The sequence below is a fragment of the Candidatus Thorarchaeota archaeon genome (genome assembly GCA_021498125.1).
Classification (GTDB): domain Archaea; phylum Asgardarchaeota; class Thorarchaeia; order Thorarchaeales; family Thorarchaeaceae; genus B65-G9.
In genome coordinates, this window is record JAIZWL010000004.1 from 1 (window position 1) to 14903 (window position 14903).

Sequence of the window (14903 nt, forward strand, 5' to 3'; positions counted from 1 at the left end):
TCTGTTGGTGCTGATATTGCGGCGTCTGCTTGGTGTTTAACCTCAACAGCAGTTTGATGATGCTGTTCAGGATACTTCTAATTAAAACCTGGAATTTTGCCACGGGTGGAACCATTTGAGCTGATTGCACGACTAGCATAGACAGTTTCGATATTAAATTCTTGATAAAGTTCGCGGACGATTTTAGTCGCCGAATTACTTTCCAGTACAAAACAACCTCGATGATCAAGCTCACGATAAACTTTTGCAAGACGTTCTTGTTCAGACAGCCGAAATCCTTTATCAGTATAAGACGTAAAACTAGCTGTACTATTTAATGGTACATACGAGGATCGAAATAAACAAAATCACCCAATGAAGCAGACTGTACAGCATTTTCAAAATCAGTAGAAAGGATAATCGCATGTTTAAGAGCATTACTAACAGCTCTCAGATTAGGAGCATCAAGTATACGGGGATTTTTATATCGCCCATAGGGGACATTAAATTTCCCCTCAGAATTAACTCGATATAGACCATTGTAACAAGTACGATTTAGATAGATAAATCTTGCCGCCCTCTCAATTGGATCCGATGATTCTTCTGAGCGAATCTTATAGAAGGTGTCGGGATCGTTTTTATAACGTCTACTAGAAAGTTCTGTTACAAGATCTTCGACAAATCACGCACAACAATATATAAATTGATTAATTCTGCGTTAAGATCTGAAAGAATTGCTTTTTTTATCAGGCCCTTAGCAAATAGATGAAAGTATAAAGCGCCACCGCCAAAAAAAGGTTCATAATAGTCATTAAAAGAAGGCGGCAAGTTTTCTATAATCTCAGGAATAAGCTTTCCTTTTCCACCAGCCCATTTAACAATTGGTCGAGGGGTATTAACGGCCATAGTAGATTCAACAAATTGGATAAATTTGATACATAAGATAGTTTCCATGAATGCCTGTCTACAAACATCGTTCATCTGATAAAATGAAATCTATCATGACAAGCGATCAGGCGAAAAGAGAAACATGCATGGAACTCATCTCCTACTGAAGCCCATTACGGATAAAAAAAGCGTGAAACAATCCTCAAGGCATAAATTATAATTTTGCCTGCAGTCGATTAAGAGCAAAATGGCTGATATGCTACGCAATTGACCTCTACAGCCAAGTTATGAATACCACTGACTCATTTCCAACAAAAAAGTAAACGGGCCTAGAAAATGTCAACGATAATAAGTGAATTATCCAATTAAGTAATGAGGTGATACTGTGCAGCAGACTGATCAGAGAGAGGTGAGCGTTGAGCCGATCAAGCCGATGTCCACAATCTATGCCGCTCTGGTGATAGCACTCATTGTGCTCATAGCACTGGGTAACGTGTTCGCCTTGGAGATCAGCGAATACAGGTTCCGTGCGACGGTGCTGGTCTTCATTGGCAGCGTGCTGTTGATGTTACTGGGAGCCGAGATTGCGCGAGTGCTCTACAAGGCGGGGATGACACCGATCGGATTCATAGGATTTCTCACATTCAACCTGCTCTTCGGAGCGATCTTATTTGCGGTGTTCAGCGACATTGTTGGCATGAGTGCGAGGCCCGAGGTACAACCACTTATCGGTGGATACCTTGTGTTCGGCATTGTCTGGTACATCATAATCGTTCTTTTGGAGATCATCGCGTGGTTTAGAAGACGAAAGCAAACATAGAGATGCGACAATAGCCTCTATTGACACGAAGGCTTTAAGTCTGCGTCAACCACCATCCTTCGAGCGAAGAGTCATACAGCAGAGAAGAGGCTCGATTTTGATACGACCGATCGATGGAGCGATAATCAAGGACTTCCAACAAGAGATCATGGATTGGTGGAGAAACAATGCCCGTGATCTTCCGTGGCGGAGAGAGCCAACACCCTATCACGTTCTGGTCTCAGAGATAATGCTTCAACAGACACAGGTCTCGCGTGTCATTCCGAAATACCACCAGTTCCTAAACGAATTCCCCACCATCCCCGAATTAGCAAGAGCAGACACAAGACGCCTTCTACAGGTCTGGAGTGGTCTTGGCTACAATCGGCGAGCACTCTGGCTTCGTGAAGCAGCAGCGGAAATTGTCAAGATCGGCGAGTTTCCCCAGACTCCACAAGAGCTCAGGAAACTAAAGGGAATTGGCCCATATACATCACGCTCGATCTTGATCTTCGCCTTCAATAGAGATCTTGCTGCTGTTGACACAAACATTCGTCGCGTCTTCATTGCCCGAGGATTTGCCGAGGAGGATACCACAGATAAAGACCTGCAGGAGATCGCTGATACGTTACTGCTGCGAGGGCGTTCACGAGATTGGCACAATGCACTAATGGACTATGGTGCGATCATGCTCGATGCGGCCTCGACGGGCATCACACCGAGGACTACCCAATCCAGATTCAAAGGCTCGACCCGGCAGGTCCGAGGCGCAATCATCAAAATTCTCACCCGCACACCACATATGAATCTTGCAGGTCTCCGAGCAGAATTGGAAGGGGAACAGATCAAGACTGAGAAGAGTGGACTGGTTGTAGAACAACTTGTCAGTGAAGGTCTTGTGAGCCGCTCCGAATCGGGAGAATACTACATTCCAGAGACCGAACACAATCGCTGAACGATCACTCTATTTGTCGATCGCTTGCAGTTTCCCGAACAACCCTAATCTTGTAGTACCAAGTAAAGATGGTTACAAGCCCGACAAACACGAGAGAACCGAAGACGGTGAGCCATTCCACAATAGGACCGCCCAAGGTGAAGCTCAGACCCATACTGATGAGATCGATGCCAATACCATAGAGTGCAGCCAACTTTGGAAAGTCAGCAACCAAAAGTAGTGCAATGTTGATCAATAACAGTACGAAAAAGTTGAGCAGAAAGAAGGTGGCTGAAGCAGTCAGATGCGGTTGGCCTGTGTCTTCTGAGAACACGCCGATCATGATGAGTGCAACAGCAGAGAGAAGCCCAAGGCCCTGGCCGAGGATCAGGAGGATCTTGCTCACCTTGTTTGGTCCCCACCACTCTCGAAGTCCGATGAAGAACGGCATGAGTGCAAGACCTGTAAGAATACAACCTGCATTGTAGAAATAGGCACCAAAGGGACTGTAGATGAAATCGCCCAGCCTGCTGAGATAGTGCGTTGTCGGCCAATAGGGGCCCGGATAAAATGCCCATGAGACCATAGTGAAGACACAATAGAGTAGGATTGTAGAGATCCCGCCTAGTACAAGTAGACCGCCTCTACGTCGTATCAGAGCAAGCATGGAAACACCGTTCCAAGATTTGGTGCCCTCGCTATAAAGTCTATTCCGATGAATTAGCAGATCCATACGCGATGAGCAGAAACTGAGAACAAATAGAATCAATAGAAGAAATGTCACATCAGACTCATGGATACGTTGAACAATCACGTAAGAATCATGGTATCGGTTCTGAAAAATCAATAAGCAAGTGACTAGGAAAAATAAGACTAGTAGAGTGTATCCGAATTCAAAACTCTTCGAGATTCATCCTGACTTGATTAATCCATTTATTCACTTTTCACAGCACACACAATCTGCACATATTTAAATATTCAAAGAAAAAGAAGAAAAAGTGTCATGAAAAAGTTCAGTGTTGTGATCGAAAAAGATGAGGATGGTTACTATATAGCCACTGTCCCTTCTTTACAAGGATGCCACACTCAAGCAAAGAGTCTCGATGATTTAATTAGAAGAATAAAAGAGGCGATCGAACTTTACCTTGAGGTTGAAAAGGATATTAATACAAGGGAGTTCATAGGAGTACAAGTGGTTGAAGTTTAGACCAGTTAAAGGGGAGAATCTCGTCAAGATAGACGGATCAGTAATAAAAAATATATTGTATCGCCAATTATGAAAAAAAGCTGGTCTGGATTACTTATAACAGACCAGACCAGATTCGATAGACCTCGGCCCAAAGAAACGAACAGCCAAGAATTCCCAGTACAATAGTAAAGACGTTATGGACATCATAAGATGAACCGACAGTCACGAGGTAGAAGAGGAAGACTCCCGTGAACACGACCGCATAGAAGAGCGTTCGGGGGATCACACGTTCTCGCAAGAACAGGAAGTTGTCAAGGAACCCCAGATCGGCATCAGCATCTATACGATACTCACCATGCACATTCTTCTCCAAGAACCCTCGCTCAACAAGTTTGTCAAGGTGGTACAATGCAACACTTGGACTACTGAGCCCCATGTGCCGGGCAAGCTCACGGGGGCCAATAAATGACTTGAGGCTAATCAATGTGATGAGCACGTTCCACGACGTGGAACCTAGATCCAAGAGGTGTGCTCGATCGGTGGACTTGGTACCGGGATTCAACATTCTCTCCTCATACTTGATTCTGGCGCATTCTATATCTCTTATGTATGTGACGGCCCACCCAAATGAGCAGAGGCAGCACCGCAAGGTATATGCCAATTAAGAGGGTAATGTGCGACCCGACGAGAATGAGGTAGGGAGTGATCATGCTCACTGCTCCAAATGGGGCCACCATCGCATAGATCAACAATGGAGAGATTCGCCATGGTTCGTCTGTACGTAGCGAGTGAATAAGAGCAAAGAGCGGGATCCACAGAGTGACCACTACATACGGCAGATAGAACCAAAGTGGCATGTTGATCCAAAGGATACTGCTTCCTTGACTCCAAGCGAAAATGAATGTTGGTCCCGGGAAGCCCAAGTAGTTCACAGCCAAGGCGGAGCTGGAACTTCCTTGATGCACGATGACATGAAACCATGGTGTCACAATACTGAAGAATAGGAGGATGATGGGTAGTACACGGGGATCCTCCTTTATCCGTTTCAATAGACGAACATCAGAGTTGCGCCACAGAAGGATCAGTGATACCAGAAAAATCGACCCGTACAATGCCGTTATGATCATCGCACCAGTAGAGACCGAAAACCCACCCACTTCCAGAAATGGAAGCTTTACAGTGAGATGCAGATTGGACTTGCCACTGATATATTGCGAGTAGTTGAGTCTGTCTTCAAACTCCATATAGCCAGAGTTCAATAGTCGGCACTCGAAGGAGATAATACCACTGTAGGCGGGAATGTACAATGACACTGTAGACGATGTGACAAGATTGACAAGATCGGAATAGTAATGATATGTGTAATCTCGCCCTATGGAATCGGTTATCAAAATCGATGATTTAGAATCCTTGAAGTAAACATCCAGAAACACAAAGGGCACGTTAGGGGAGATACTTACATCCAAGCGCACAGTTGGGAGCTTGAACTCTACAGCGGTCAGACTATCTTGACGCACCTCAAAGACCAATGGTGTGGTCCAGTTCTTACGTGCAGTCAAGTACCAGCCACCCCACCCACTGTACTGACCGACCGGGAGATAGAATTGCGAATCTGGCTTCTTGAAGAGGACGAGCGAGAAGTTATCTTCACCAAACGGACTAATATTGAGAGCAATATTATACCCAAGCTGCGGGAAAAACGGACTGGATAATAGAGGGACATTCTCTGTCGACTTGGGAGTGACTCTCACAGGGAATAGTTGGGTATCATAGGAGGCCAGCGCCCTTGCTTGCTTGATCACGACCTCGATCGGTTTGTGGGCAAAGATATCAAACCGAAATTGCCCCTCTATAATCCACTGATCAGTTGCACGACGCACCTCGTCCAGAGGAACATCAATAGTGAGCGTCTTGGAAGAACTACCGGTCATATTCACGGCTGCGAAGTACCAAATGGATTTGAACGAGGTACTATTCAACGGCAATTCTAAGATCGAATCACCACTCATCAAGAGAAGATCCATTCGAACTTGTGTAAAGCCATCGATGTTCTCAAAGTCCACAGAAAAAGTAAGACTTGTGATATTCGTGAGAACTATATTGCACTTGCGATAGAAAGTAAATAAATAATTGTCAGCCTTAATGTGAAGACCATCATTCTCAGGAGTAAGAGAATATTCCGTGTACGTAGTGTACGGATAGACCAAGGTCACTACATCCCGAGTCCAGCTCTCGTTACCTCTAAATGGGCTCTCCTGAAATAGGGCGCCATCGAACGGAGCGGATGAAGGAATGGAGGTATTACTGTATCCTACAGTATTAGGGATCGCCGAGGTCTCAGTGAGCGCAAAGGTTGGAACGGTGCTCTCAGGCACGAGCAACACAATTGCAGCTCCCAGTGAGATCGCCAAAATAAAAGCCACAAACACACTGGTGACGACTCGACGGGTGAACTGCGATTTCAGGTTGATTTTTGGTAAAGTCATAACAACATATCACCGAGTTCTGTTGTCCAACATTCTATATTCAATCTAGACTTTCGAACGGCGTTCTAAAGTGTCGAACACCTTCATTCCTATTGCCGACTGGTCAAACATGAAGCATATTGGAATGATTCATCGATCGGAGTATTGACACATACACTATCAGAGTGTCACTGGTACCTCCGTCTCAGGATCAACACCAATGCCACAACTGCAATGAGCACAGCACCGCCAATGAGTAGATTTGTGAGCGGCCACCAGTCCTGAGTCACCTCATGAGAAGGATTCGTGCTGATATGAATCGTCCCCACTCCAAGATGGCCTGCGGCCCGGTACACGACCATATGCTCCGCATCCAAGATGAGATCACAAACGCAATGAGGAGTAATTCCAGAGGGATATTCAGTATGGGGTAAAATTGGTACTTCAATTGAGCCGATAATGCTGATGCTGCTGCTGCCACTACCAGACACAGAATCAAGCACACTATACACACATACATGAGTTGAATTGGCCACAGCAATGATGTTCTTATCGACTGTAAAGGTCTGCACACCAGTAGAGATATTGCCTATCTCGTCAAGTGAGAGAGATGATGCTTGAGACCTATCAATCTTGTAGATTACAAGGCCATGCTCATCTAAGATGAACATTGATCCATTCACTACCTTGACCATGTCTGGTGCAGAATCGAACGATGCTGTGAAAGCAAATACCTTGCTGGTGTTCACATCACAGACGTATCCGCCAGTCTTTCCGAGCATATAGAGCATCGAACCGTCCATGCAAAAGGCAGTGATATTGTCTGTCCCGCTCATGGTAATGGTCTTCACAGATTCCCGACCACCAACATTGCCATCAGACACGTTCCAACGGTATATCGTGACCACACTCGATCCCGGTGCAATCATGTACACAAAACCGTTGTAGCCTTGAGGCCGGAATCCTTGTGTGCTACGATCCGTATGAGACCAAGGTACAGAAATGGTATTCTTATCGATCCTCTCAGGCACAGGAGTCACCGGAGCAGAGTCCCACAACTTTGATCGCGCATGAAAGAGATGATCTCCGACGACCATGAGATCAGAAGCGTCACACAGAACAGAAACACCTGATGTCAGTGGCATTGGATAGGTGAAGTACTGATCACCACCCCAGTGAGCGGCATCAAGCCCATCTGTGAACACCATATCAGAAACGTATCCGCCGGACCATTCTTTGTAGAGAAAATGGGGGGGCACAGCGGTCAAATTCCAGATTGCGATAAAGTTAACACCGATTCCTGCGATCACAGTGCCTTCAGATGCCACTGTAGCATAATTTTGTATCTCCTCGGCCGTGGTCCCATTTAGAAACCCTGAGATCGATATCTGCGTCGGACTTGTCATGTTGATGGCAAAGAACCCATCATTATATTTACTGAGCGAGCTTGGAACTGCTTTGACGAGAAGATAATCGTCAGTCCAGACTACAGGACTGAGCAATGCTGAAGATAAATGGAAAACAGTGCTAACGTTACCACTTGATCCCAGAGCAGAACTAAAATCCAATATTGAAAATACAGGCTCCAGATATCCAGACTGGCGACAGTAGGCAATCATTGTATCGTGCAGCCTGAACCAGTAGGGCTGTTCGAAATAAAGGTCAATGTCCAATATGTGAACAGGTTTACTGGGATTGGTCAAATTCCAGACTGTGAAGTTGCCGTGCTCGTAGGTGACGGCGAGATCCCCGCTCACACTGACCTCGGTAGTGTTGAAGGTGAAGACTGGCTGAATAGTATCATGAAACGTAGTGAAGACCTGTGTCTTCTGGGTCTCGGGGTTGAGAGCAGTGAAGAACCAGCGACCACCCTGAATGTTAGACCAATGAATGTCACTGGAATACTGATCGTTCTGGGTGAGCGTATCGTGATTTAGAGAGTACAACCTCAGATTGCCAGACAGATCAAAAGAGACAATATTACCCGAATCCAGTAGCTCCAGACTGACAATTGGAGAATCTGACTTGATTGAACTCAGCAGATCAAATGTAAAGTTGTGGACTTCAAGCATCTTGCCATTTGCGGCAACAATAGCAGAGTCTTGAATCACAATGTCGGTAAGACTTCCTAATGATGAGTCCAAAGAGAGGCTGCTATCCTGTTGTAGTATCTTAGTTGGAGAAGGAATGCCATATCCTCCTGCAACAAGTGGAACAGATAGTACTGATATTGTCAGAATTGCTAAAATCATAGGTACAAGCGTAGTCATACGAACCACATTAGTTGCCCCCACATGAGCGAACATAGGTCTCTAAACATGTATACTATTGTGTCTTGTGAGCAACGTTTTCTATTATGTACACTATTGTGTTTCGCGCCCCACAACTGAATTTATGAGAAATAATAAACCACATAAAATATTTCAAAATATCAGGTTAACCACCGAACACAAGACACATCACAGTGTTGATTTTTAAGAACAGGGCACATGGCTGAAGTATCAAATGAGCCTACAGTAATCCAGAGCGAGAAGAATGATCAGACTAAGATTCAATAGAGGAACTATCCTGATAGAGGGAAACCATCCCACTCCATACGGCCACTGGGATGATCGCGTCGGTGCATATCGTGCCGAAGCCATCTTCTATGGGGAGATCCTCGATTATCTGACACGTCGCAAATTCCAGTTCCAAGACGAGGTCCCAAATCTTGTCTCGGTGACCATAGACCAGTCCAGCATCAAATTGAAGGATTATCAAGAATCTGCACTCAATGCATGGGAGGATGCAGGCCGCCGAGGAGTGATCGAGTTACCGACAGGCTCTGGAAAGTCATACATCGCACTCAAGGCGATCGAACGCTGTAACGTGCCTACGCTTATTGTAGTGCCCACTCTCGACCTGATGGAACAATGGAAGACAATGATCGGAGACCTACTAAAGGTAAAGGCGGGTACCGTGGGAGGCGGCACGACCGATATTCAAGGGATTACGGTGATCACTTACGACTCTGCATATCTGCGCGCCGAGACCTTGGGAAACAGATTCCTCTTCTTAGTCTTCGATGAAGTCCATCATCTGCCCGCCCCTAGCTACATGCAGATCGCCGAGATGTATATTGCACCAATGAGAATGGGTCTCACGGCCACGTACAGGAGAGATGATGGTAGTCATCTTGAGCTTCCGCGGTTAGTGGGAGGTGTCGTATTCCGCCTGAAGACCGATGCTCTCGTGGGTGAACATCTGGCCCCATTTATCCATGATAGAATCTATGTGGATCTAACAGATGAAGAGCGTCAGGAGTACGATGAGAATTACTCAACATTCAAACATGTTCTCAAGAAGAAGAGAATTCGACTTGGGGGTCTCGATGGCTTTCAGAGGTTCATCATGCGAAGTGGCTGGGATCCGGAGGTTCGTCAGGCGTTACTCGCTCGCAATCGGGCAATTGAGATCGCTCTTAACTCAGAGGCAAAACTCACCGTATTGGGGGAATTGCTACGCACATACACTGATGAGAAGATACTGATCTTTACTCTGCATAACAGCCTCGTCTACAGAATCAGCAGGCGCTTTCTCATTCCAGCAATAACTCATCAATCACCGAAGGAGGAACGCAAAGAGATCCTTGATGCGTTCAGAACGGGAGAGTACAGAACTGTGGTGACAAGCCAAGTACTGGACGAGGGAATCGATGTCCCGGATGCCTCAGTGGCCATCATCATCAGTGGGACTGGCAGCACTCGCGAGTATATCCAGCGCCTCGGAAGGATTCTACGGAAACAGAGCGGAAAGACTGCGAAGATCTTTGAGATAGTCGCACGTGATACTCTTGAGACCTCAATGAGCCAGAAGAGACACAGATAGACCGGAGGAAAGTGGAATGCTACCATCAAATCTTCTTCTCGCAAGACGGCGGAGCGGAAAGATCGAACCAGTCTGGCTCACCCCGACAGATACTACACTCGCAGTTGTATCAGATATCCAACAGATCTTTGTAAATGCAGTCGGTAGGAAAAAGACAGACTTGGATGAGGCACTCCACGAATTTGAGGAGGCATCAGAGTCTGACTATCGACAAGTCAGAGGTATTGCGACAATTCTCGAACGCAGATGTGTCTACGCCTTGGATGCAGCCATTGACCCTCAGCTCGCCCGCCGTACTGTCTTTCACGAGACCGCAAATACAGTGATACCGATCACACAAGAAGAACGTCACGCGACCCTCTCTCGTGTTGCAAGTCAACTCGGAGTGACCGTGGAGCAGCTTGAGAACAGCCTGTACGCGGATCTGAAAGAGGAGAGCAAGATCGAGTCATTCGAACCATTAGATATCCATCAACTTATCCGACAGTATAATCTGGAGATCACGCAGACGCTCCTCTTCAACTGCACGGAACTCTCATTTCATGGTTCGCTTAACTGGAAGATCATCTTCGGTCTCATAAAATGGCTCGGACTCATGTACGATATTGAGGAGCAAGAGGAAGGCTATCTGGTGACTGTTGAGGGACCACTTAACCTCATTAAGGCAAGTAGGCGGTACGGCACACGACTGGCCATGCTCTTACCACATATTGTCTCTGCGGAAAAGTGGACAATCCACGCGACGATTGCGGACTGGAGAGATCCCCGGAATCGGCAAGAGTTTGAATTTGCGATCTACAGCAAAAAGCACGGACCACTTCTACAGGTCTCCGACATCGATACCGTTGAGACCTATGATAGCTCTGTCGAGGAACGCTTCGCTCAAGACTTTCGAATGGCAAAGACCGGATGGACAATGTCCCGAGAACCCCGCCCACTCAAGGCTGGTACTCATGTCATGATCCCCGATTTTCTGTTTGAGAGATTTGGTAAACGAATCTACATGGAGATCGCAGGCTTCTGGACAACGGAGTACATCTCCAAGAAGATCAACAAACTTCAGAACCTCCAAGAGGTAGATATGATCGTGGCTGCTGACGAGGCGCTGGCATGTGAAGAGATGGACTCGCTTCCTGAGAATATCCACGTGTTTTACTATCGAAGGAAAGTGCCTATCGGACCAATTGTACATTATCTTCGCTCGAAAGAGGCTGAACTCACACAGGCTCACCTCCAACAGCTTGAGCTTGATAACGTACAAATCGAACCAAACGCTCCAGTTATCTCAGTATCCGAACTTGCCTCACAGATGGCCATCACTGAGAGTTCGTTGAGAACATTTCTCCAGCAGAGACCTGTGACCGGATATAGGATCATTGGTGATGACCTTGTCAGTGATACGGTTCTTCGGGAGATAGATCGTGCCCTGCATGACAGATTACAAGACGGTCCGCTGATGCTATCCGAGGCGGTCTCGATCATCAATGCATGGAACATCGAACACCCAACTTCAGTCTTAGAACACCTTGGATACACTGTGGACTGGACTAGCTTAGATTCCGATGATCAACAAGTTTACAGAAATAATGTAGTATGAAATTTTCACATCATGGAACGTTCAGGTAGAATAAACTTATCCGGATTTTGAATATAGACATAAAGTTGTGCATATTATTCTAATACTGCAATCTTATCGGCTCCTTATAGAGCCTCAGAAATGGGAGCTGTGTGAAAAGTCCACAGACATAGATCGTTCAAGTCAGAATGGATCCCGAAACGTTTTGGATTCGATCGCAAAATGGTGTTCATACTTCTCATGATCACTATTTCACTGACTTTTCACACAGAGCCTCAGAAATGGAAGAATTAAAATGCACTCAAGAATACTAAAGAATGGTAAAACATCATGTCTTTATTGACTTCCGAGGAAAAGGAGTTGTTAACCCGAGTGGCCAATTTGATGGATGAGTTATTGGAAACTCTCGAGGTTATACAGGATAAAAAACTTGTAAAAGATCTGAAAATTGCATTACGTGAAGTCGATGAAGGTAATACTAGACCGCTTGACGAACTATTTCGAGAGATAGGACTTGACAGAAAAGTTTGAAGTCAGATTCACACCGCGTTTTTTGGGCATGATTCGGTCACTGGACAGAACAACTCAGACTCGGATACTTGACGAGATTAGTATATTAAAAACCAGACCATTCATTGGAAAGCCATTACGAGGGGAATGGAAAGGCATTTTTTCATTACGCGTGGGGAATTATCGCGTTCTTTATCAAATCCGCGAGAATGTGGTGTACCTGTTGGTTGTAGACCATCGCAGACGAGTCTACAGGCAATAATTTTTATTAAAACAGTTCACTAAAATAATAGGTTCTGCGCTCATTCAAGCTACTGTTGTGATCATCCAGATACACATGAATAAAGTCACATCAAGTGCAATGAATTTCATTATGAAACAAAAACTGTTACGTTCTTCAAAAACGTGCTGAAACAGAGAACTGCTTTGGATGTGTCCAATAGAAGGTATATTTGTCAGGTCTCATAAAATCTATCATGTTGCGTTAGTTACAAACCAATTCATACAAATCAATAAACAACTTCTCCATATTCACAGATAAATCGTGTTAGCACACGGATCAAAGGTGTACCCGATTCGGTTGCAATCAAATCCAGCAGAACCAAAAGGAGCTATACTTCGATGGTCAGTCCAGCACCACAGATTCGACTTGAGCGATCATAACGCTGTAGAATTGCCCGTTTTACGCGAGTACAGTGACACGGCACGATCAATTGCAAGCCCTCCAAAATATCGAGCTGCCTGAAATCATGAAATCCCCCGATAAGTCCATAGACAGCACCAAACTTCGATGCCGCTCGAAGGATAGCGGCAATTCCGGGATGACTGCATCCGGTTATCACAACAAGACCACGCTCTGTTGAAACGATCAATGACTGTTCCCGCAAGTGTCGTCCAAGCTCTCCAGTGGTCATTATCCCATCAAGCAATTCCCCGGCTGCCTGTACCTCTATCAACTCGGCATTAGAAAATGAACGGATCCGCTTTTTAGTACGTGAAGAAAAAGACTGTGGGACAAATACCCTTACCAATCCTAGATGATCAAGAATGCTGAGACCCCCTGTATGGTCACTATGATCATGCGACAAGACAATGGCGTCTATCGCGGAGAGATCAACATTCATCTTTTGCATATTGAACAAGAGTCGCTTAGAGTCAGCCCCAGTGTCAAAGAGCACATGCTCGTCAACAAGACAGGCAAAGCCCCAACTGCTCTCGAGGTCGGAGTAGGCCTCATTGTCATATACAATTCGGAAATTCATACTATGCCTCTGTATTCAGAATAGCACAGAAATACAAATATTTTTCCGTTAATCAGACATTCAAGAATATGATGCAACCAGTGGTATAGTCCTAAATATTTATTCGGGGGGAAGAGGTACGTAGTGACGACAAGATATGAAGACATCCATTTTGTACAAAGGGGTACCTGTCAAGCTTGAGATCCCAGAGAGCTGTAAGGTCACAATCATTGAACCGAAATCAGTCTCTTCAGGATTAGAACCGAGCATGATAATCAGAGAAGCGTTGGAATCACCAATTGACCATATTAGGTTCAGCGAGTTCGTGTCTAAGAATAATTCATTTCTTGTAATTGTCAACGATCATGCAAGAAGCACTCCCACCCCAGACATTCTGAGAGAGATCCTCCCATATTTAAGAGAGAAGCAATTTAGAGTCATAGTGGCAAGTGGCACGCATACAAGCCCAAGTGAATCAGACCTGCGCGAGATAATCTTTGGAGAGTATTATGATGAACTAAAGCCGAAAATTACTCTTCACGACTCTCGAAACAGTAAGATGATCAATCTTGGCACAACAAGCAGGGGAACGCCAGTTCTAATCAATGCAATCGTCAATGACTATGATGCCATAATTGCAATCAACTCGATAGAGCCCCATTATTTTGCCGGATTTACCGGGGGCCGAAAGAGCATACTCCCAGGTATCGCAGCGTTTGATACTATCGAGGCAAATCATTCAATGGCACTGCTAGATGAGGCCAGACTTCTCCGATTAAAGGGCAATCCCGTTCATGAGGACTTGGAGGAGGCAGCCAAGATGCTTGCCCACGATCACCCCATATTTGCAATCAACGTTGTTCAGGATGGTAAGAAGAGAATCGCACGAGTGGTGGCTGGGGACATATTCGAACAGTTGTATGAAGGCGCAAAGACTGCACAAGAAATCTACGCACCAAAAATCGATGAGCCCGCGGACATTGTCATATCCGTCGTTCATCCACCATTGGATCAGGATTTGTATCAGGGGGCCAAAGGCTTCGAAAATACGAGATTCGCACTCCGAAGAGGTGGAATTCTGATACTTGTCGCAGCGTGCCCGGGAGGCATAGGAGATGAGAGCTACGCAGCAATGATGACCTGTGCGGACTCACCAGAAGAGATGTATGAAAAGTTCAAAGAAGTCATCAAACATTATCAACTTGGTTGGCATAAGGTCGGGTCAATACCACCATTTCTGGCTGAGAACCAGTTCTGGTTCGTTACAGACATTGACGATGACACAGTAGAGAAAATGCACATGAGACCGTTCCATGACATCCAGACTGCGATCGATGCGGCCATTGAAACGTTAGGAAATGACATCAATATCTTGATAGTCAATGATGCAGGAAATGTGTGCCCAGTAATTTAAAAGAAAAAGAAAAGGAAGGTCATAACACGCGACGAATACAA

General features: G+C 45.5%; 13 protein-coding genes and 1 pseudogene. 8 read left to right on the forward strand and 6 right to left on the reverse strand.

The annotated features are described in order from the left end of the window. Positions 1–77 precede the first annotated feature (77 nt). Positions 78–885: pseudogene (locus K9W43_10180) on the reverse strand (DNA adenine methylase). Positions 886–1252: 367 nt separating this feature from the next. Here K9W43_10180 and K9W43_10185 point away from each other — a divergent pair. Both K9W43_10185 and K9W43_10190 read left to right on the forward strand, forming a co-directional pair. Then, positions 1253–1687, forward strand: coding sequence for a hypothetical protein (locus K9W43_10185; GenBank protein MCF2137585.1), 435 nt, complete (start codon positions 1253–1255; stop codon positions 1685–1687). Between the two features lie 97 nt (positions 1688–1784). After that, complete coding sequence (locus K9W43_10190; protein MCF2137586.1) at positions 1785–2621, forward strand: Fe-S cluster assembly protein HesB; 837 nt, start codon at positions 1785–1787, stop codon at positions 2619–2621. Between the two features lie 4 nt (positions 2622–2625). On the opposite strand, the gene K9W43_10195 is transcribed toward K9W43_10190, so the two are convergent. Beyond that, positions 2626–3333, reverse strand: a complete 708-nt coding sequence (locus K9W43_10195) for a DUF998 domain-containing protein (GenBank protein ID MCF2137587.1) — start codon at positions 3331–3333, stop codon at positions 2626–2628. 270 nt (positions 3334–3603) lie between these two features. Between K9W43_10195 and K9W43_10200 the strand changes: the two genes are divergently transcribed. Continuing rightward, on the forward strand, positions 3604–3807 hold the full coding sequence (locus K9W43_10200; protein ID MCF2137588.1) for a type II toxin-antitoxin system HicB family antitoxin: 204 nt from the start codon (positions 3604–3606) through the stop codon (positions 3805–3807). A gap of 94 nt (positions 3808–3901) precedes the next feature. Here the strand turns inward: K9W43_10200 and K9W43_10205 are convergent, their stop codons facing one another. The 3 genes from K9W43_10205 to K9W43_10215 form a co-directional block, all read right to left on the reverse strand. Further along, entirely contained in the window at positions 3902–4354 is a 453-nt protein-coding gene (locus tag K9W43_10205; protein MCF2137589.1) for a hypothetical protein, read from the reverse strand. Between the two features lie 7 nt (positions 4355–4361). Beyond that, complete coding sequence (locus K9W43_10210) at positions 4362–6275, reverse strand: hypothetical protein (GenBank protein ID MCF2137590.1); 1914 nt, start codon at positions 6273–6275, stop codon at positions 4362–4364. Between the two features lie 167 nt (positions 6276–6442). Continuing rightward, positions 6443–8533: a hypothetical protein gene (locus K9W43_10215; protein ID MCF2137591.1), complete on the reverse strand. Its 2091-nt coding sequence runs from the start codon at positions 8531–8533 to the stop codon at positions 6443–6445. Between the two features lie 256 nt (positions 8534–8789). Here K9W43_10215 and K9W43_10220 point away from each other — a divergent pair, with 256 nt between their 5' ends. The 4 genes from K9W43_10220 (at position 8790) to K9W43_10235 (ending at position 12469) form a co-directional block, all read left to right on the forward strand. Continuing rightward, the gene (locus K9W43_10220; protein ID MCF2137592.1) at positions 8790–10121 is read left to right on the forward strand and encodes a DEAD/DEAH box helicase family protein; all 1332 of its coding nucleotides are present in this window, start codon (positions 8790–8792) and stop codon (positions 10119–10121) included. Between the two features lie 16 nt (positions 10122–10137). Next, complete coding sequence (locus tag K9W43_10225; GenBank protein ID MCF2137593.1) at positions 10138–11718, forward strand: DUF790 family protein; 1581 nt, start codon at positions 10138–10140, stop codon at positions 11716–11718. 363 nt (positions 11719–12081) lie between these two features. Further along, complete coding sequence (locus K9W43_10230) at positions 12082–12228, forward strand: hypothetical protein (GenBank protein ID MCF2137594.1); 147 nt, start codon at positions 12082–12084, stop codon at positions 12226–12228. Then, on the forward strand, positions 12212–12469 hold the full coding sequence (locus K9W43_10235) for a type II toxin-antitoxin system RelE/ParE family toxin (protein MCF2137595.1): 258 nt from the start codon (positions 12212–12214) through the stop codon (positions 12467–12469). Before K9W43_10230 ends, K9W43_10235 begins: the two co-directional genes overlap by 17 nt. A gap of 349 nt (positions 12470–12818) precedes the next feature. On the opposite strand, the gene K9W43_10240 is transcribed toward K9W43_10235, so the two are convergent. After that, positions 12819–13469 carry an MBL fold metallo-hydrolase gene (locus K9W43_10240; protein MCF2137596.1) on the reverse strand — a complete coding sequence of 217 codons (651 nt, stop codon included), beginning with the start codon at positions 13467–13469 and terminating at the stop codon, positions 12819–12821. A gap of 136 nt (positions 13470–13605) precedes the next feature. Between K9W43_10240 and larA the strand changes: the two genes are divergently transcribed. Further along, positions 13606–14862, forward strand: a complete 1257-nt coding sequence (gene larA, locus K9W43_10245; GenBank protein ID MCF2137597.1) for a nickel-dependent lactate racemase — start codon at positions 13606–13608, stop codon at positions 14860–14862. Positions 14863–14903: the final 41 nt, after the last annotated feature.